The organism is Geobacillus thermodenitrificans subsp. thermodenitrificans DSM 465 (assembly GCF_000496575.1).
Classification (GTDB): Bacteria; Bacillota; Bacilli; order Bacillales; family Anoxybacillaceae; genus Geobacillus; species Geobacillus thermodenitrificans.
The window spans coordinates 184,379-202,462 of sequence record NZ_AYKT01000006.1; the positions used below are offsets into that span (position 1 = coordinate 184,379).

The 18,084-nt window shown below is 45.7% G+C and carries 18 protein-coding genes; 5 read left to right on the forward strand and 13 right to left on the reverse strand.

All coding sequences use genetic code 11. The features are described from left to right. Positions 1 to 30: 30 nt before the first annotated feature. From ehuA to ehuB, 4 genes are read right to left on the reverse strand one after another with little or no spacing between them, the layout of a single operon-like run. Positions 31 to 834: an ectoine/hydroxyectoine ABC transporter ATP-binding protein EhuA gene (gene ehuA / locus DSM465_RS0107570; RefSeq protein WP_008879759.1), complete on the reverse strand. Its 804-nt coding sequence runs from the start codon at positions 832 to 834 to the stop codon at positions 31 to 33. Beyond that, complete coding sequence (ehuD, locus tag DSM465_RS0107575; RefSeq protein WP_008879760.1) at positions 831 to 1,544, reverse strand: ectoine/hydroxyectoine ABC transporter permease subunit EhuD; 714 nt, start codon at positions 1,542 to 1,544, stop codon at positions 831 to 833. Before ehuD ends, ehuA begins: the two co-directional genes overlap by 4 nt. Continuing rightward, complete coding sequence (locus tag DSM465_RS0107580; protein WP_174375701.1) at positions 1,544 to 2,221, reverse strand: amino acid ABC transporter permease; 678 nt, start codon at positions 2,219 to 2,221, stop codon at positions 1,544 to 1,546. The genes ehuD and DSM465_RS0107580 overlap by 1 nt, the downstream gene beginning before the upstream one ends. A 58-nt stretch (positions 2,222 to 2,279) precedes the next feature. Beyond that, positions 2,280 to 3,146: an ectoine/hydroxyectoine ABC transporter substrate-binding protein EhuB gene (gene ehuB, locus DSM465_RS0107585; protein ID WP_029761043.1), complete on the reverse strand. Its 867-nt coding sequence runs from the start codon at positions 3,144 to 3,146 to the stop codon at positions 2,280 to 2,282. Positions 3,147 to 3,537: 391 nt separating this feature from the next. Here ehuB and DSM465_RS0107590 point away from each other — a divergent pair, with 391 nt between their 5' ends. The 4 genes from DSM465_RS0107590 to DSM465_RS0107605 all read left to right on the forward strand — a co-directional run bounded on the left by DSM465_RS0107590 (position 3,538) and on the right by DSM465_RS0107605 (position 7,806). Continuing rightward, positions 3,538 to 4,764: an NAD(P)/FAD-dependent oxidoreductase gene (locus DSM465_RS0107590; protein WP_008879763.1), complete on the forward strand. Its 1,227-nt coding sequence runs from the start codon at positions 3,538 to 3,540 to the stop codon at positions 4,762 to 4,764. A gap of 28 nt (positions 4,765 to 4,792) precedes the next feature. After that, positions 4,793 to 5,569 (forward strand): electron transfer flavoprotein subunit beta/FixA family protein, encoded by a 777-nt coding sequence (locus DSM465_RS0107595; protein WP_008879764.1) that lies wholly within the window; start codon positions 4,793 to 4,795, stop codon positions 5,567 to 5,569. A gap of 16 nt (positions 5,570 to 5,585) precedes the next feature. Next, complete coding sequence (locus DSM465_RS0107600) at positions 5,586 to 6,566, forward strand: electron transfer flavoprotein subunit alpha/FixB family protein (RefSeq protein WP_029761044.1); 981 nt, start codon at positions 5,586 to 5,588, stop codon at positions 6,564 to 6,566. Positions 6,567 to 6,645: 79 nt separating this feature from the next. Beyond that, complete coding sequence (locus DSM465_RS0107605) at positions 6,646 to 7,806, forward strand: M20 metallopeptidase family protein (protein WP_008879766.1); 1,161 nt, start codon at positions 6,646 to 6,648, stop codon at positions 7,804 to 7,806. 351 nt (positions 7,807 to 8,157) lie between these two features. On the opposite strand, the gene DSM465_RS0107610 is transcribed toward DSM465_RS0107605, so the two are convergent. From DSM465_RS0107610 to mce, 8 genes are all read right to left on the reverse strand, one after another. Continuing rightward, complete coding sequence (locus DSM465_RS0107610) at positions 8,158 to 9,828, reverse strand: PucR family transcriptional regulator (protein WP_230459209.1); 1,671 nt, start codon at positions 9,826 to 9,828, stop codon at positions 8,158 to 8,160. Positions 9,829 to 9,937: 109 nt separating this feature from the next. Then, positions 9,938 to 11,113, reverse strand: coding sequence for a M24 family metallopeptidase (locus tag DSM465_RS0107615; protein WP_029761049.1), 1,176 nt, complete (start codon positions 11,111 to 11,113; stop codon positions 9,938 to 9,940). Positions 11,114 to 11,434: 321 nt separating this feature from the next. Then, positions 11,435 to 12,847 carry an NADP-dependent phosphogluconate dehydrogenase gene (gene gndA, locus DSM465_RS0107625; RefSeq protein ID WP_008879769.1) on the reverse strand — a complete coding sequence of 471 codons (1,413 nt, stop codon included), beginning with the start codon at positions 12,845 to 12,847 and terminating at the stop codon, positions 11,435 to 11,437. Positions 12,848 to 12,998: 151 nt separating this feature from the next. Then, complete coding sequence (locus DSM465_RS0107630) at positions 12,999 to 13,181, reverse strand: hypothetical protein (RefSeq protein WP_008879770.1); 183 nt, start codon at positions 13,179 to 13,181, stop codon at positions 12,999 to 13,001. Positions 13,182 to 13,261: 80 nt separating this feature from the next. After that, positions 13,262 to 13,735 carry a chemotaxis protein CheW gene (locus DSM465_RS0107635; RefSeq protein ID WP_008879771.1) on the reverse strand — a complete coding sequence of 158 codons (474 nt, stop codon included), beginning with the start codon at positions 13,733 to 13,735 and terminating at the stop codon, positions 13,262 to 13,264. Positions 13,736 to 13,848: 113 nt separating this feature from the next. Next, on the reverse strand, positions 13,849 to 14,970 hold the full coding sequence (locus tag DSM465_RS0107640; RefSeq protein ID WP_008879772.1) for a tripeptidase T: 1,122 nt from the start codon (positions 14,968 to 14,970) through the stop codon (positions 13,849 to 13,851). Positions 14,971 to 15,284: 314 nt separating this feature from the next. Continuing rightward, positions 15,285 to 16,835 carry an acyl-CoA carboxylase subunit beta gene (locus DSM465_RS0107645; RefSeq protein WP_029761050.1) on the reverse strand — a complete coding sequence of 517 codons (1,551 nt, stop codon included), beginning with the start codon at positions 16,833 to 16,835 and terminating at the stop codon, positions 15,285 to 15,287. Further along, positions 16,832 to 17,254, reverse strand: coding sequence for a methylmalonyl-CoA epimerase (gene mce / locus DSM465_RS0107650; protein ID WP_029761051.1), 423 nt, complete (start codon positions 17,252 to 17,254; stop codon positions 16,832 to 16,834). Before mce ends, DSM465_RS0107645 begins: the two co-directional genes overlap by 4 nt. A 150-nt stretch (positions 17,255 to 17,404) precedes the next feature. On the opposite strand from mce, the gene prli42 reads away from it, so the two are divergent. Next, positions 17,405 to 17,497 (forward strand): stressosome-associated protein Prli42, encoded by a 93-nt coding sequence (gene prli42 / locus DSM465_RS19260; RefSeq protein WP_012820630.1) that lies wholly within the window; start codon positions 17,405 to 17,407, stop codon positions 17,495 to 17,497. A 49-nt stretch (positions 17,498 to 17,546) separates the two neighbouring features. Here prli42 and DSM465_RS0107655 read toward each other — a convergent pair whose 3' ends face one another. After that, positions 17,547 to 18,053, reverse strand: a complete 507-nt coding sequence (locus tag DSM465_RS0107655) for a L,D-transpeptidase (protein ID WP_008879775.1) — start codon at positions 18,051 to 18,053, stop codon at positions 17,547 to 17,549. Positions 18,054 to 18,084: the final 31 nt, after the last annotated feature.

Here is an 18,084-nt window from a genome sequence, read left to right on the forward strand (position 1 = left end):
AGCTCAACGTGAAAAGCTGACTCCTATGAACTAAACGGAACGTGTCGTTAATGGGTATACAGAATGTAAACGGAACCGGCTTAAAAACCTTTTTAGCCTCTCGTTGGATGAGTATTCAAAAATTTGCTCAGGCGGTCCTTCCTCAACGATATAACCATTGTCCAAAAATACGATGCGATCAGCGACATCCCGGGCGAATTCCATCTCATGGGTTACTAAAATCATCGTCATCTTTCCTTCGTGTGCGAGCTCACGAATGACTTCTAACACTTCTCCAACCAGTTCAGGATCTAATGCCGAAGTCACTTCATCAAACAACATTACCTTCGGGCGCATCACTAACGCCCTTGCCATCGCGACCCGCTGCTTTTGCCCGCCTGATAATTGCGACGGATAAACATCCAACTTGTCACCAAGTTTTACCTTCTCAAGCATTTCTACTGCTCTTTCTCTCGCTTCTTTCTTCGATAATCCGAGCACATGAATCGGAGCTACCGTGCAGTTTTCAAGAACCGTCATATGGGGAAATAGATTAAAATGCTGAAATACCATACCAATATTTTTTCTTACATTTCTCAAATGTTTTTCATTCGCTGGCACAAGCTTTTTGTTCACTTCCATATGCCACAATGGTGTACCGTCAACTTCGATCACTCCAGAAGTTGGTTGTTCTAAGGTCATCAGCATACGAATTAACGTCGTCTTGCCAGAGCCACTCGGACCTATGAGGGCCACTTTTTCCCCTTCACCGATCTCCAAATTAACCCCTTTTAACACTTCTATTTGTCCAAACGATTTCCGAACATTTTTGTAGCTCACCATCGGTCTAGTCATACAACCACTCCCTTCTGTTTTGCTTCATGCAACACCTCGTTTTTATCAAATCGCCGATTCATTTTCTTTTCCAACCATTGAACGAATAACGATGACGGATAACTTAATAATAAGAAGAAAAAGGCAACGATCGTAAACGGCTCGAGATACACCCAGTGTTGGGCTCCATACATTTTGGCCGTTAACATCATCCCCATCACCCCAATCGATGCAGTAGTTGGAATTTCTTTGAACATAATGATCAAATAGTTTCCAAGCATTGGGATGATCGGCGGGATTGCCTGCGGCAAGATCACTTTTGTCCATGTGCGAGCCCGGGAAAAATTGAGCGCCAAGGCGGCTTCCCATTGCCCCTTATCCACTGCATCAATGCCCGATCGGTATACTTCAGACGTATATGTGCTATAATGCACGCCCAACCCGATGATCGCTGCTGCAATTGGAGAGAGCGTTACCCCGACGTGCGGTACAAGCGGCCAAGCGTAAAACAGGAAGTACAACTGAACAAGAGGAGGGGTTGAACGAATAAACTCTAACACTCCGTTCACAGTCCATCGAAACCACGCCCATGGTGCACGACGCAGCAGCGTCCAGATGATGCCAAGCACTAACGAGACGGCATAACAAGCCAAGGTAAGCCCCAGCGTCAGCCACATGGCTCGAAAAATTAACGGAAATACATCTTTCACTATATTCCAATCCCAAATCATTAGCTCGCCATCCCCTTTGACACCGCTCGTTCCGCACGCCGGGTTAGCCAAATAAGCGGAAGAGCGATGAGGAAATAGAACACAAGCATCATGGCGAAAACAAGAATCCCCAGATCAATATTACTGTTGCGGAAGACCATTCCCGCATACGTAATATCGGTCAATCCAATGAGCGAAACAAGGGAGGTTGATTTTAACATTTGGATCAAGTTGTTTCCGAAATCGGGGAGCATCATTCGCACCGCTTGCGGCAAAATGACTAATCTCATCCGTTGAAAACGAGTCATATTTAGAGCAATTGCTGCTTCATGCTGCCCTCGATCCACAGCGAGAATACAGCTGCGGACTGTCTCGGAAACATAGGCTCCATAGTTGAGCGAGACAGCAATGACCCCTGCCCAAAAAGAAGAAAGATTTAACGGCGGCAAAAATGGAATGGCCTTCGCTAGCATGGGCAGGGCATAATAAACCCAAAACAGTTGAACAACTAAGGATGTGCCGCGGAAAAATTCAACATATATATTGGTTGTCCAACGAATCCATCTCGATTTCGCCAGTCTTCCCAATCCTGCGATAATGGCAATAATAAAGGCAAAAAATGCGGATGTGATTAATAGCAATAATGTCGTTTGAATTCCTTTCGAAAGAATATGGAATACTTCTACAATAGTTTGAATCGAAATAACAAATCACCCTTTCTATCCTCTTCTTTTTATGCGATGTCTGTTGTTTGCTTCACTGGCTGTTGCCGCAAAGTTGTGCCGTCGTCATATCTCCCGGCAAGTTTTCTTCACCGAAACCGTTTTTCTGTAAAATCTCTAACAATTTGCCTGAATCTTTTAACTTTTGCAACTCTTTGTTGTATGCTTCCCGCAATTGATCATCATCTTGCCGAAAGACCGCTGCCCCGTAGCTCGGAATCCCTTCAACATCCGGCTGTTTAAAATCGCTGACTAATTCCAGTTCTTTCTGTCCTGCTGACTGCAACGCTTCTTTCATCGTCAACTGCGTTCCCGTTGCCGCATCAGCTCGTCCGGTTTTTACCGCATCGATGACGGCCGGAATGTCAGGGACAAGAACGATTTGCTCCTCTCTCACCCCTGATTGTTTTAAATAATCTACTTCCATGGCAGACGACATCACGGCAATTTTGACATCCGGTAGTTTCGCAATATCTTCATAGCTATGAAGATTTTTAGGATTCCCTTTTTTGACGACTAATGCATCACCAACTTGGTATTCCGGCTCGGCAAAATCAACTTTCTCACATCGGTTCGGCAAAATGGCCATCCCTGCTGTGATCACGTCAAACTTACCAGCATTTAATCCCGGAATTAGTTCGTTAAACTCCGCTAGCCGCCCCTCCACTTTCTCAATACCGAGCTGTTTAAAAATCTCTTTGGCAATATCGACCGCTTCTCCTTTTAATTCCCCATTTTCTTCATAGGCATATGGTTTTTCATTCGCAAATCCTACATAAACAACACCTTTTTTCTTTAACGCCTCTAACGTGTCGTCAGAACTTGAAGTTTGACTGGAACTGCAGCCAACCATCCCGATTAACAAGGCGAATAACCCTAAATACAAAATGACTTTCTTCATCCGATCCCCTCCTGTTTTTTCATTGTTCCTTATATTTTAAATTTTAAAAAAATATAAAATGCAATAATATTCATCAACATGTATTAATTTCTCTATTCCCTGTTATACAAACTGTTGTATTAAGCCTGCCTGTTCAAACAATTTCCTCATCGATCTCTCATTTTACCAAGAGTCTTAGAAGCGTTTGTTCCTGGCATCCGTTATTTCTTTTAACAAGCTCCAAATCATTCAACCCCATTCACGAGAAGGAAGGAAAAATGTATAAAATGTCTCTTTCATATTTCCAACAAAATGGCCGATGATCTTCTCCCTCGCCAACAAGTATGATGTTTTTGAAAAAACAGAAAATAACGATTCCACACTAATTCACAAAAGGGAGGCGAAAGCAAAAATGGGAGATATGCCAAAGACAGCTGATGTAATCATCATCGGCGGAGGGCTCATGGGTTGTAGCACCGCGTACGAACTAGCCAAAAGAAATGTGAAAAACATCGTCGTTTTGGAAAAGAAATCGATTGGCTCAGGAGCAACCGGGCAATCGAGCGGTGTTTTGCGTGGGCATTACAGTTACGAAATTCTTACACGAATGGCTGTCCAGAGTCTAGAAACATTCAAATATGCTAACGAAATTTTAGGCAGTGATGTTGGATATCAACCAGTAGGATATTTGTTTGGGGTTGATTATGAAAATATCGATACACTGAAAAAGAATGTAGAAATGCAGCGACGAAACGGTGTCAACACAAGGATGGTATCCAAGGAGGAAGTCAAAAAGGAAATTTGGCCCCACATTGATACGGATCAATTTGGTGCGTTTTCCTACGAACCTGAAGGTGGGTACGGTGACCCCGTCCTTACCAATCAAGCGTATGCCAATGCGGCGAGAGCATTAGGGGTTACGATCAAACAGTATTGCGGAGTGAAACAGATCCTTGTTGACAAAGACGGAAGCTCCGTTATTGGCGTCGAAACAATGGATAACCAAACGATCTATTCCCCCTGCGTTATTGTAGCTGCTGGAATTGGCACGCATCTATTAATGAAAAATATAGGAATAGATGTACCGATTAAAGGGCAACGCGCCCAACTTGTGTATATTTCCCCAGGAGTACCTATGGGAATTGTTCCTTCTTTCGGTGATTTCAAACACGATCAATATATTAAACCTGAGGTGAGCAGTGGTCACTTACTATTGGGAAACGCTGATCATTCCGACCCGCAATATATAGAGCCGGCTGACTACGATGCGGATAACTATCCTAAACACGCAACTGAAAAAGCCATTGAAAAGGCCATTATAAAATTTCTCAGCGCCTTCCCATCGTTGGATCAAGCAAAGCTGCTGACAAGTTACTCAGCTGCTTATGAAATGACTCCGGATGGAATTCCTTTTATTTGCCCTGCACCTATAGAAGGGATTTATCTTTGTGCTGGATTCAGCGGGCATGGTTTTAAAATTACACCAGTTGTCGGAAAACTGACGGCAGATATGGTGTTACAAGGACAAAGTCAACAAGAAGGCATTAGTCTAGCTCCTTTCCGATTAACCCGCTTTGAAGAAAACGACTTGCTTAAACCAGAACACCCATATTCCACTACCGTTAATCACCATGTGTAAATGATACAACGTAAAGGAGGACTGAAGGATGAATATCATCGTTCTTATGAAACAAACATTCGATACAGAAGAAAAAATAACTATACAAAACGGCCAAATTGTTAAGGATCATGCGGCATTCATCATTAACCCCTACGATGAGTATGCCATTGAAGAAGCGATCCGGCTAAAAGAAAAACATGGCGGAGAGGTTACAGTCATGACCATTGGATCTTCCGAAGCCGAAAGCTCTCTGCGCACAGCGCTAGCCATGGGAGCTGACAAAGCGGTCCTTATTGAAGAAGACGAAAATCAACTCTTAGACGAATATAGTATTGCTAAAATACTAGCCACTGCCATCAAAGAGCGAGAGTACGACATCATTCTGTGCGGAAATATGTCCGTAGACAACGGAGCGAGCCAAGTCGGTCCCCGCGTTGCCGAGGAATTAGATATTGCTCATATCTCAACAGTTGTCAAGTTGGAGATTGATGGAGAGCTGGTCAAAGCGGAAAGAGATGTAGAAGGAGATATGGAAATGGTTGAATCGTCCTTACCTATCTTAGTTACGGCGCAACAAGGATTAAACGAACCTCGTTATCCATCGTTGCCGGGAATTATGAAAGCAAAAAAGAAACCGATAGAACGGCTAGATATTGAAGATTTGGGCCTCAACGAACAGGAGCTTGAAGCAAAATCGATTGCCTTTGAACATTATTTGCCGCCTAAAAAAGAAGCAGGACGAATTCTTACCGGAGAATTGTCAGATCAGGTGAAAGAATTGGTGCACTTGCTGCGTAATGAAGCGAAGGTCGTTTCACATTGAAAAGGGGGAGAGAGAGATGACGAGAATCCTTGTACTTGCTGAAATCAAAAATGGAAAGCTCCGTAATGTCTCTTTTGAAGTGTTAACAGTTGCTAGACGAATCGCAGGCGATGGAGAGATTGTTGCTTGCTTATTTGGAAGCGATGCAGAAAAATATAGCAACGAACTGGCCAGATATGGCGCACAAAAAGTTTATGTTGTGGAGAATGAGGCCTTAAACCGATACACCCCAGATGGCTATAAACAAGCATTGTTGCAAGTCATTGACAAAATACAGCCACAAATCTTATTAACAGGACACACCTCCATTGGAAGAGATTTGTTCCCGCGTGTAGCAACACGACTAAAGGCTGGATTAGTTTCAGATTGTACGAGTATCGACTTGGACCATGACATCATCTTCACAAGACCGATCTATTCCGGAAAAGCGTTTCAGAAAAAACGAATCATAGACGGACTCTTTATGGCCACGATTCGCCCAAACAATATCGAAGCGGTGGAAAACCCTGTTGTCAGTGAAACGATCAAATTACAAGCAGAAATAAAAGAACTACGAACAGTAGTAAAAGAGATTGTAAAGAAAACGTCTGGAAAAGTAGATCTTTCAGAAGCAAAAATCATTGTTTCGGGAGGGCGCGGAGTACAAGGACCAGAAGGATTTCAATTGCTGCAAGAGTTAGCGGATGTACTTGGCGGGGCTGTCGGTGCGTCCCGTGCTGCTTGCGATGCCGGTTATTGCGATTATTCTATGCAAATTGGGCAAACCGGCAAAGTAGTCACTCCAGATTTATATATCGCATGCGGCATTTCAGGCGCGATTCAACATCTAGCGGGAATGTCCAATTCCAAAGTGATCGTGGCGATCAACAAAGACCCCGAAGCAAATATATTCCATGTCGCAGATTATGGAATTGTCGGGGATTTGTTTGAAGTCGTCCCTCTATTAACTGAGGAGTTTAAGAAATTGCTTTCTAAAAATAACACTGTAATGAACTAAATCATGTATTTCATCTTAACCGGGTGATATTTTTCACCCGGTTAAAACGTAATATTCGGACAAAAAGGATGATGGAAAAATGATTAAAAACTCTCATCAGACGATATCAACAGAAGTGATCAAGTGGAGAAGATATTTTCACCAATACCCTGAACTGTCTTTCGAAGAGAAAAGAACTTCGAAAGTAGTTGGGGAATTCCTAAAAAGCATAGGTCTACACGTAAAAGAAAATGTTAACGGATACGGTGTTGTTGCCGATTTAATCGGCTCAGAGAAAGGCCCAACAATTGCTTTTCGAGCAGATATGGATGCTTTGCCCATCCAAGAGGAAACCGGATTACCCTTTGCGTCAAAGATTCCCGGTGTCATGCATGCGTGTGGGCATGATGGACATACTGCGATTTTAATGGGAGCCGCAGCATTATTAGCAGCACAAAAAAACAAGTTGAAAGGAAACGTGCGGTTTATTTTCCAACCTGCAGAAGAATTAAGCCCTGGCGGTGCTATCGGAATGATTCGAGAAGGAGTTTTGCATGGTGTGGACGCCATATTTGGTTTGCATCTTTGGTCTGAATTCCCTTCAGGTACATTTTGGACTTGTTATGGTCCTATGATGTCCTCAACCGATCATTTCATGATTGAGATAGAAGGAAAAGGCGGGCACGGCGGAATGCCCCATAAAGCCATCGATTCCATTGTTATCGCATCACACCTGATTATGTCAGCTCAGCATATTATTAGCCGCAATATCGATCCGTTAGAATCAGGCGTCATTACCTTTGGAAAACTTCATGCTGGTACAGCTTTTAACATCATCGCAAACACCGCATTATTAGAAGGAACCGTGCGAAGCTTTACTCCAGAAGTAAGAAAAACATTGCAAACTCGGCTAGAAGAGTTAATAGAGGGGTTAGAAAAAATATATGGTGCTAAGATAACGATGAACTATCGACAAGGATATCCTGCCGTCATAAATCACGACAAAGAAGTGGAGATGGTGATCGGTGTGGCCAAAGAGGTCTTCGGCGTTGAAAATACAAGAATCATGAGACCGGTTATGGTGGGGGAAGACTTTTCTTATTATCTGAAGGAAATTCCGGGGGCCTTTTGCTTTGTTGGGGCCGGCGATCCTAATCATCCTATATATCCGCATCACCATCCTCGTTTTCAAATTGACGAAAGTGTCTTGCCTCTTGCAGTACAATGGTTTTATCGATTAGCACTGGAATATTTACAATAGCTCAAATCACGATTCCTGTTAACTGCAAATCCCATTGGGGAGAGCTATCGTTAAGGATAGCCCAAAAACATATTTTTGGGCTATCCTTCCTTTTTAATTGTCGTTCATAAAAACAGGAAGATTACTATTCGTCATCATCCGCTGCGGATTCATTCCCCCTTTGCTCAAGACAGGGAAGCGGCGCACGTCGATCATTGATCGACATGTTCGTTCATGACCGGACATCCCGTTGCGGCATGTCGTAAAAACGAGGGGCAATTGACGAGTCATAAGATGCTCATCGTTTCTCTCCTGATTTGTATGTTTTACTGTGTACTTGGCGTGAATCGTTACGAATGCTCATTAGTGTATTTACGACTGATCAAACCCGATCATCCATAACTTTATGCAAAGATCGAGCAAAAAGAGATCATCTGGATTCATCAAGGATCGCCCGGTCAGAGATTCAATTTTTTTTAACCGGTACAACAAAGTGTGTCGATGAACACAAAGTTCCCGAGCTGTTTGGCTAATATTTCCTTGATTTCGAATATAAGTAGTTAGCGTGTGAACGAGATCCCCTCCCCGATGGTTGTCATAGTCAATTAATTGTTCGATGGTAGATAACACTATTCCTAATACATCGGGATTTTTAGAGAGGGGCAATAAAATGCGAAAAATGCTCGTATTCACTTGAGTATATCGATAGCCTGGCCCCATTTGCCGGCGTCCTATATCTAACGCAATTTTGGCATTATTGAAACTATCATGGAACGTTCGAATCCCCGCCTGTTGTTCTGCGATTCCCCACGACATCATTAGCCCAGGGAATCGTTTTTTTAACCTATTTTCTACATGATCAAGAAAGAGATTCACTACATCCTGTACTTGATTTAGCGTCGTTTCTAAAAAGATGATCAAACGTTCCTGTTGATAAGTGACCATCACTTCTTTATGAATCCATTTACCAGCTAACACAACTTGCTCCTCAATGGAACGAATCATCGACGGCATCCACTGCTCGTATGTGATTTTATTCGGCTTTATTTTCTGGAAAAGGCTCTTGAGGTTCTCGGCAAAACCAATCACACACACATACGGGAGATTCACGTTGTATCCTAAAGATTTAGCCCTTGACAAAATATAATCCCAAGAATGATACTCTCCGCTAGCTAGACTCCAAACAAAATCATCTTTTAATCGCCATTCTGTTTCTTTAATAGCCATTTCCTTCTGAAACCATAACGATACAGCCGTTGTGATATACTCTAGCATATACTGTTGTTCCTTAGTAATCACTGGATCGGATCTAACTGCTTTTGAGTATTCGAAAAGCAAAAATCCATTTGTTTTTTGATTAGTCGTCCGGATGCTCGCTTGAAGAATAGAATCTGTAACATCGAGCGAGTCAATATCGATGGCGTAATTATTCGACCTGTCCAGAACTTCGTGATAGGAAAGTGGCCGTACATGGCTTTCCAGTTTCATCATTAACGAATCGGAATTTTTGCTCTTCCCCTTGACAACTCCATGAACATCTACAATAACAACCGGCGTTCCTATTTCTTGTTCGATGATATCGGCAGCTTGTGATAACGTTCCATCTGACAAAAATAGATGAAGAAGTTCTTTTTGGATTTTTTCATAGTGATTCATGGTGTGTGTGTGCCAATGGTTGAGCCTGCTCAGCACAGCTTGGACAATATCAGAAAACCGAATGTTCCAAGGGAGTTCGATAATAGGAAACCCATGTTTCTCGGCTAAATGAATGATCTCCATCGGTATCTCCTTGATATATCTCCCTAAAGCAATGGCTAACGCGGAAGCCCCGGAATGCAAAACATCAAGAACAAAATTTCGAAATACATCTATGTCTTCATGACAGCCAATGCCTGTGCTTAATACGAATTCATTTTTGCGAATATAATCCTCAACGGGATATTCCATGACCGATACCCACTCGACTGGAATATTTTCAAGTCTGTGTATAGCCGTTCGCACCTTTGCCGGCGATAAAATCTCTGTATCCAACACATCTTTCATCGAAAGCCACATAATGACCTCCAGCAGGCTTTTTATCATAATAATAAAAGCACACGTACTCCAAATGAGTAGATGTGCATTTGTAAATTTTTATAATGACATATACTTTCTATTTAATGAATAATTCCCTTGGAAATTTTGTGATTGTTTCACAACCGTTTTCAGTCACTCTTATGGTTTCGGTTATTGCGACTCCATAACCGTCAAGCCACATTCCGGGCATGATATGAAAAGTCATGTTCGGTTTTAGTACCGTCTTCTCTCCGGGTTTAAAATACGCTGTGTTTTCTGTCCATACAGGCGGATAGCTTAGACCAACTGTATATCCCATTCTAGACTCTTTTTCCAGCCCATATTGATTGATCGTTGTTTGCCATGCTTGCTCGACTTCTTCACATGTCACTCCTGGTTTTATCGTGGATAATGCCACATTTAGGCCTTCTATTACTATTTTTGCCGTTTCGCGTACTTTCTCAGGCGGTTTCCCAATAAAGACCGTTCTTGTTAAAGGAGCGTGGTAGCGCTTATAGCTTCCTGACAATTCCATATATACTAACTGATCTTTTTGATATTTGCCTTCTGTTGTCCATGAAAAATGCGCCCCTGCGGTTCTTTCTCCTGCAGGCATTATCGGTGAAAGTGATGGATATTCGCCGCCATATACCCCTGTCCCATTCAATAAGTCACTATAAATTCCTGCCGCAACGCGGCATTCCCTTACGCCAACATCGATGTTTTCTATGGCGTTGTACATTGCTTTTTCTACAATTCTTGCAGCTATTTGCATGTATTCTAATTCTCTTGTTGATTTTTGCCCCCTTATCCAGTTTACAAGTGATGTCGCATCTACCAATTCTGCATCGGGCAAACTTTTTTCTAGTCTGTGATACCAATGAGCATTAAAATAATAACTATCGAGCTCGACCCCGATTCTTTTATTATGGAGTCCCTTTTCCCTCAACACATCTCCTACAAAATCCATGACATGAAGCACTTTCGGTTCCCACAAATATTTGTCAGGATACGGTATGATGCTTTCTTTTGACATCCAAGTGGTGTGGAGCGCACAGTATACATCTTGCTGCCGTATGATGCATATAGGTTCTTTCAAATAAGATGAGACGATTACCCCTTGAGGCACATAATAAGACAGAGCATCGTATCCTGTTATATAGTTCATATTCGCTGGATCTGTAACGAATAATACTTCGATTCCTTGCGCTTCCATGCTCTTTTTTATCCTTTTTTCACGATGTTGATACTCCGTTTTCTCAAACGGTAACATGATTCAACCACCTCGCTATTTTTACTGAGTCTGTTAGGCAGCTCAGCCATCCTAGACGTTGAAAAGCTAGGAAAGAGCAGGGACTGTTTATAAAAATCATACGATACGAAAACAAAACGATCATTCTACATGCTGTTAGATTTTTATCTGAACTTTTTGTACATTTTAGACATATTTAAAAACGAAACAAACATTCGATGACCTCAACCTTTTCGATCGCCTCGGCTAGAAAGCACTTCAAGAGGGCTTTTTTATGAATGGCCAGAAAACAAAAAAACAACCCCAACCAGTTTACCCGGTTGGGGCTGCCATGGATCTTGCTTATTTCGCAAGCCATTCCGTATGGAAAATGCCTTCCTTGTCAACGCGTTCATATGTGTGAGCGCCGAAATAATCGCGTTGTGCTTGGATTAAGTTGGCCGGCAATACTTCGTTGCGGTAGCTGTCATAGTACGCGAGAGCACTTGCGAACGCCGGCACTGGGATGCCACGCATTGCGGCAGTAGCGACGATTTCACGGAGCGAATCTTGGTAGCTTTCGACGATGTTTTTGAAGTATGGATCCAACAACAAGTTCGGAAGCGCTGGATCGCGGTCGTACGCCTCTTTAATTTTTTGCAAAAATTGCGCGCGGATGATGCAGCCGCCTCGGAAAATCATGGCGATATCGCCGTAACGCAAGTTCCAATTATACTCATCGGATGCAGCTTTCATTTGCGCGAATCCTTGGGCGTACGAGCAAATTTTGCTCATGTACAAAGCGCGGCGCACCGCTTCAATGAAGTGATCTCGATCGCCTTCAAACGGCTTCACCGCCGGGCCAGACAACAGTTTGCTAGCTTTGACGCGCTCGTCTTTCATCGCCGAGATAAAGCGGGCGAATACCGACTCGGTGATAATTGGCAGCGGCACACCTAAATCAAGGGCGTTTTGGCTTGTCCATTTGCCCGTCCCTTTTTGTCCGGCTTTATCCAAAATGACGTCGACCAACGGCTTGCCGGTTTCATCGTCGATTTTCGTGAAAATATCGGCTGTAATTTCGATTAAGTAGCTGTTCAGTTCCCCTTTGTTCCAGTCGGCAAACACTTCGTGCAGCTCAGCGGCATCCATGCCAAGCACATGTTTCAGCAAGAAATACGCTTCAGCAATCAATTGCATGTCGCCGTATTCAATGCCGTTATGCACCATTTTCACATAATGACCGGCACCGTCTGGACCGATATATGTCGTACATGGCTCGCCGTCGACTTTGGCAGCGATCGCTTCGAAAATCGGACGCACGAGTTCATGCGCTTCTTTTTGGCCTCCTGGCATGATCGATGGACCTTTCAGCGCCCCTTCCTCACCGCCGGAGACGCCAGTGCCGATAAAGTGGATGCCGAGTTTGGCCAGCTCTTCGTTGCGGCGCTGAGTATCTTTAAAATACGTGTTGCCGCCATCGATCAAAATATCGCCTTTTTCCAAATACGGCTTCAGCTGTTCAATCGTTGCATCCGTCGGCGCGCCCGCTTTCACCATCAACAAAATTTTCCGCGGTTTTTCTAAGGCGTTGACGAATTCTTCGATGCTGTATGTACCGACAATGTTTTTTCCTTTCGCTTCTTCCAAAAATTCATCCGTTTTTTCGCGTGAACGGTTGTACACCGCCACCGAATAGCCTCTGCTTTCAATGTTCAGCGCCAAATTTTTCCCCATGACCGCCAGTCCGATGACACCAATTTGCTGTTTCGCCATTGCCAACGTTCCTTTCTGTTTTTGTTCATTCACCAAACAACATATCATAATTTGACGCTTGCCTGCAAGTTTTTCTAAACCGATTTATGAACGCCTTATAAACAGCTCTTACGGTATGCAAAAGGAGGGGAATGACGCCCCTCCTCCGTGCTTAATAACCTCCGTGATGCGGGAAACCGTAAGGTGAAAATGGATAATGGCCGTAATGCATGCCATACGGGAAGTGATGGTAACCGCCATATCCTCCGTACCCATAAGGATAATGGTGGTAGCCATAGCCGCCGAAGTACGGCGGGTAATAGCCGCCCATATACGGGCCGAACGGTCGAACCATGGAGCACCCTCCTTTTTTGTGTATCAACTTGCTTCCATGGTTAGGATATGCGCGGAAAACAAAACGGTATAGGCAAACACCTATACCGGTTCATCGGATTGAACAGCAGCCACTTGCTCTCTAATCTCTTCCGCTTCCTCCAAATGGTTGAACAAAACGCGTGGATCGAGCACGGTCAACAGTCGGTCTGGCAACGTTGCCATCCCAACTAAATACGGCGTCCGCTCCGCAGACATCAGCTGGAGCGGCTGAATGGCGTCCTGTCCAATATCAGCGATCTCCTTCGCCTCATCAACGATAAAGGCGACTGACAAATCGTCCACCGCGGCGACGATGAGGCGTGTTTGATCCGTTTCCTCGATGGCGCGGCCATACAGCAGCTTCCGCATGTCCAATACTGGAACGAGCTCGCCGCGAATGCGCACGACACCGGCCATGTAATCCGGCATGTGCGGAACGGCAGTTGGCGCGGTCATTTTTTCAATCGAGACGACATAAGCAATCGAAATGACGTATTGTTCCCGCTCGACGCGAAAGACAACATATTTGTCCATTCCCCCGCCACCTCTCCTGTGATTCACAAATCTTGCCTACTTTTTTTATCGGCCGATGTTCGCCGAATTTTCAGCGTCCGAAGAAAAAAGAGCATCCGTTTGCAGGATGCTCGTTAACCTTTGGCCACTTCTTCGATAATGGCGACGACCATTTCCGTCAGTTTCACCAACTCTTCAATCGGCATCCGTTCATTTGTTGTATGAATTTCTTCATAGCCGACAGCGAGATTGACAGTCGGGATGCCGAAACCGGCGATGATGTTAGCATCGCTGCCGCCACCGCTTTGCTGCAGCTCGCACGGCCGGCCGATGCTCGCCGCTGCTCGTTTGGCGACCTCAACGACATGATCGCCGTCGCTGAATTTGAAACCTGGGTACATCACTTCGACCTCAACTTCAGCGCGGCCGCCCATTTCCGCAGCAACCGTTTCAAACGCCTCTTTCATCTTCGCCACTTGCGCTTCCATTTTTTCCGGGACGAGCGAACGGGCTTCGGCCAAAATATCGACGCGGTCGCAGACGATGTTCGTTTGCATACCGCCTTCAAAGCGGCCGATGTTCGCCGTCGTCTCCTCATCAATACGGCCGAGCGGCATTTTTGCGATCGCTTTGGCGGCCAGCGTAATCGCCGAAACCCCTTTTTCCGGAGCGACACCGGCATGGGCCGTTTTGCCGTGCACAACGATTTTCAGCTTCGCCTGCGTTGGTGCGGCGACGACAATGTTACCGACTTTGCCGTCACTGTCTAACGCATAGCCGTATTTCGCTTGAATGAGCGACGGATCGAGCGCCTTCGCTCCAACGAGCCCCGATTCTTCCCCGACGGTGATGATAAACTGAATCGTACCATGGGCGATGTTTTGTTCTTTCAACACCCGAATCGCTTCCAACATTGCCGCCAAGCCGGCTTTGTCGTCCGCACCTAAAATCGTCGTCCCATCGGTGACGACATAGCCATCACGGATCGATGGCTTCACCCCTTTACCAGGCACGACCGTATCCATGTGAGAAGTAAAGTAAATCGGATCCACCCCGTCTTTTGTCGCTGCGAGCGTGCAAATTAAGTTGCCGGCCCCGTGCCCTGTTTTTGCGGCGGCATCGTCTTCGATGACCTCAAGGCCGAGCGCCTCAAACTTTTGTTTCAGCACCTTGGCGATGTCGCCTTCATGCTTCGTTTCCGAATCGATTTGTACGAGCTCTAAAAACTCGTCAACGAGACGCTTTTCATTGACCATCTGTTTCTTCCTCCTATGTATGGATTCCAATTTAAGTATACCGGAAGTTTCCACTCAACGCCAAACTAGACGCTGAAACAGTGTGAGTAAACGATTGATGGCTGTCGATTGAGCAAATATCTTCCAAATAAAAACGTTTAACATAGCTTTGACCAAACGTTACTTGTCTGTTTTTTCAACTGTCAGAGACAAAACCTCGGTTTGTCCACGTTCTCACACCTTGGCGTGATGAAAGACTGAGCAACACGACTCCCATCTCAACGATTGTTTGCTGCGAAAAAGGCGCCCATTGCTTGTTAGGCGCCTTCTATCGCTTACAACGGAATGTTGCCATGTTTTTTCTTCGGCCGCTCTTCGTGTTTATAGCGGAGCATTTCGAGCGCTTGAATAAGTTTTATTCGAGTGTCACGCGGGTCAATGACGTCATCGATCATGCCGTATTTGGCGGCGACGTACGGGTTGGCGAATTTTTCACGATATTCTTCAATTTTTTGCGCCCGCGTTTCTTCCGGATTTGGGCTGTTTGCAATTTCGCTTGCGAAAATGATGTTCGCCGCCCCTTGCGGCCCCATGACCGCCACTTCAGCGTTCGGCCATGCATAAACGACATCGGCTCCAATCGACTTGCTGTTTAAGGCGACGTACGCACCACCGTAAGCTTTACGCAAAATGACAGTAATTTTGGGCACTGTCGCCTCCGAGTAGGCGTACAAAATTTTCGCCCCATGGCGGATGATGCCGCCGTGCTCTTGCTTGACGCCCGGGAAAAATCCGGTGACGTCCTCAAATGTAATGATCGGGATGTTGAATGAATCGCAAAAGCGGATAAAACGCGCGGCTTTATCTGACGAATCGATGTCAAGTCCACCCGCCATAAATTTCGGTTGGTTGCACACAAGCCCAACGACTTCCCCTTTAATGCGGGCAAAGCCGATGACAATGTTTTTAGCGAAATCTTTTTGCACTTCCATAAACGATCCGTCATCGACGACTTGAGCAATGACGTGGCGCACATCGTACGGACGGACAGCGTCAATCGGCACGACGTCAGCCAAATCAGGACGGTAGTCATCCCCGTCGGGAACAGGGCCAAGCGGCGGTTTTTCGTTATTATTTGACGGCAAATAACTGAGCAACAGCCGCACGTTAGCGAGCGCTTCTTCTTCACTCGCCGCCGCAAAATGGGCGTTGCCGCTAATCGTATTATGAACGCGTGCACCCCCTAAATCTTCAGCGCTGATTTTCTCACCGGTCACTGCCTCAATCACCTTCGGCCCGGTGATGAACATTTGGCTCGTTTTTTCGACCATGAACACAAAATCGGTGATGGCCGGCGAATAGACAGCCCCGCCTGCGCACGGCCCCATAATAACGGAGATTTGCGGGATCACCCCAGAATAGATGGCGTTGCGATAAAAAATATGCCCGTATCCATCAAGCGACAACACCCCTTCTTGAATGCGGGCACCGCCCGAATCGTTCAAGCCGATGACCGGGGCTCCGGTTTTCGCCGCCAAATCCATAATGTTCGTAATTTTTTTCGCGTGCATTTCCCCGAGTGCGCCGCCAAAGACCGTGAAATCTTGTGAGAATACAAAGACGGTGCGTCCGTTGATCTTCCCGTAGCCGGTAACGACCCCATCCCCCGGCCCCTTTTTTTCGCCAAGACCAAAATCAGTGCAGCGATGCTCGATGAACGGATTGAGTTCGACAAACGTCCCCTCGTCTAAAAGCAAGTCAATCCGCTCACGCGCCGTCAGCTTCCCTTTCGCGTGCTGCTGTTCAATTTTCTTATCGCCGCCGCCCAGCTCGATTTCACGGCGGCGGTCGTACAACTCATTAATTTTGTCATACATGTCGCTCATTGTTGTCCCTCCATGTTCGACCGTTCGCAAAGTTCGTATAAAACGCCGCCAGTCGACTTCGGATGCATAAACGCCACCCATGCCCCGCCGGCGCCGCGTTTTGGCATTTCTTGAATCATACGGATGCCATGCTCCTTCAGCTCACGGATGCGCTCAGTGATGTCATCGACACCAAGCGCCACGTGATGGATGCCTTCCCCTCTCTTTTCGATAAATTTCGCTATCGCGCTCTCTGGCGACAGCGGCTCAAGCAGTTCAATTTTCGCTTCCCCAGCCTGCAAAAACGCTACTTTCACCTGCTCCGATTCGACTTCTTCAATGCCGAGAAACGGCAGCCTGAGCACATCCGTATAAAACGGAAGCGCTTTCTCGATTGAGCGGACGGCAATGCCAATATGATCGACTTTTTTTACATGCATGATTTCGTCCCCTTTGCTGCGAAATAATTCTGAATCGTAATGTATATTCGCCATTTCGACAAAAAATCCTTCTTTTTGTTTTTCCTTGTCCGCTCCGCCGCGTGCGGTTACAATAAAAACAGAACAGCGGACGGGGAGGAGGAAAAACCGTTGTCGCGCAAAACGCAAAAATTCGTTGTTTACTTGATGCTCATTTGCATGCTGCTGACGACGCTCCTTGCCGGCATCAGCATGTGGTTTTAGCCGCACTCAGCAAAAAACGCAAGCTCCAAAATAGGGAAGCTTGCGTTTTTCATTGGACAGCGCCGTATCGTTTGGCAATGGCGTAAAATGACTCGTTGCTGCGAAGAATGAGCACACGGGCGCCGATCGGTACCCGTTCGTACAAATGCTCAACATCGCGGTTATGCATGCGCACACAGCCTTGCGAAACATAACCTCCAATCGATGCGGGGTTGTTTGTCCCGTGGACGCCATAGATGCGCCCATCCGTCCCCCGCGCATTAAAACCGATCCATCTCGTGCCGAGCGGGTTGTTCGGTGCTCCGCCTGGAATGCCCTTTTTCCGATAGTACGGATTTTCCGCCTTCACCGTCACCGTAAACATTCCTTCCGGTGTCAGTCCAGCATTCATCCCCGTCGCCACCGGATAAACTGCTTCAATGCGCCCATCACGAATGAGTGCAAGCTTATTGATCGCTTTGTTCACAATCACCAGCGGCTTCATCTCCGCCGCCGTCTGAAACGGCACGACCAACAGCGCACTAAGCAGCAGGCAGAGCGCTAACGATTTACGCATATCAAGCCCCCACCCTTTGCTGACGTTTAGC

What these genes read in the sequence shown, in the direction of transcription:
- ehuA (WP_008879759.1), bottom strand. Translation starts at nt 834, where the DNA reads ATGACTAGACCGATGGTGAGCTACAAAAATGTTCGGAAATCGTTTGGA.
- ehuD (WP_008879760.1), bottom strand. Translation starts at nt 1,544, where the DNA reads ATGATTTGGGATTGGAATATAGTGAAAGATGTATTTCCGTTAATTTTT.
- ehuB (WP_029761043.1), bottom strand. Translation starts at nt 3,146, where the DNA reads ATGAAGAAAGTCATTTTGTATTTAGGGTTATTCGCCTTGTTAATCGGG.
- DSM465_RS0107590 (WP_008879763.1), top strand. Translation starts at nt 3,538, where the DNA reads ATGGGAGATATGCCAAAGACAGCTGATGTAATCATCATCGGCGGAGGG.
- DSM465_RS0107595 (WP_008879764.1), top strand. Translation starts at nt 4,793, where the DNA reads ATGAATATCATCGTTCTTATGAAACAAACATTCGATACAGAAGAAAAA.
- DSM465_RS0107600 (WP_029761044.1), top strand. Translation starts at nt 5,586, where the DNA reads ATGACGAGAATCCTTGTACTTGCTGAAATCAAAAATGGAAAGCTCCGT.
- DSM465_RS0107605 (WP_008879766.1), top strand. Translation starts at nt 6,646, where the DNA reads ATGATTAAAAACTCTCATCAGACGATATCAACAGAAGTGATCAAGTGG.
- DSM465_RS0107610 (WP_230459209.1), bottom strand. Translation starts at nt 9,828, where the DNA reads ATGAAAGATGTGTTGGATACAGAGATTTTATCGCCGGCAAAGGTGCGA.
- DSM465_RS0107615 (WP_029761049.1), bottom strand. Translation starts at nt 11,113, where the DNA reads ATGTTACCGTTTGAGAAAACGGAGTATCAACATCGTGAAAAAAGGATA.
- gndA (WP_008879769.1), bottom strand. Translation starts at nt 12,847, where the DNA reads ATGGCGAAACAGCAAATTGGTGTCATCGGACTGGCGGTCATGGGGAAA.
- DSM465_RS0107630 (WP_008879770.1), bottom strand. Translation starts at nt 13,181, where the DNA reads ATGGTTCGACCGTTCGGCCCGTATATGGGCGGCTATTACCCGCCGTAC.
- DSM465_RS0107635 (WP_008879771.1), bottom strand. Translation starts at nt 13,735, where the DNA reads ATGGACAAATATGTTGTCTTTCGCGTCGAGCGGGAACAATACGTCATT.
- DSM465_RS0107640 (WP_008879772.1), bottom strand. Translation starts at nt 14,970, where the DNA reads ATGGTCAATGAAAAGCGTCTCGTTGACGAGTTTTTAGAGCTCGTACAA.
- DSM465_RS0107645 (WP_029761050.1), bottom strand. Translation starts at nt 16,835, where the DNA reads ATGAGCGACATGTATGACAAAATTAATGAGTTGTACGACCGCCGCCGT.
- mce (WP_029761051.1), bottom strand. Translation starts at nt 17,254, where the DNA reads ATGCATGTAAAAAAAGTCGATCATATTGGCATTGCCGTCCGCTCAATC.
- DSM465_RS0107655 (WP_008879775.1), bottom strand. Translation starts at nt 18,053, where the DNA reads ATGCGTAAATCGTTAGCGCTCTGCCTGCTGCTTAGTGCGCTGTTGGTC.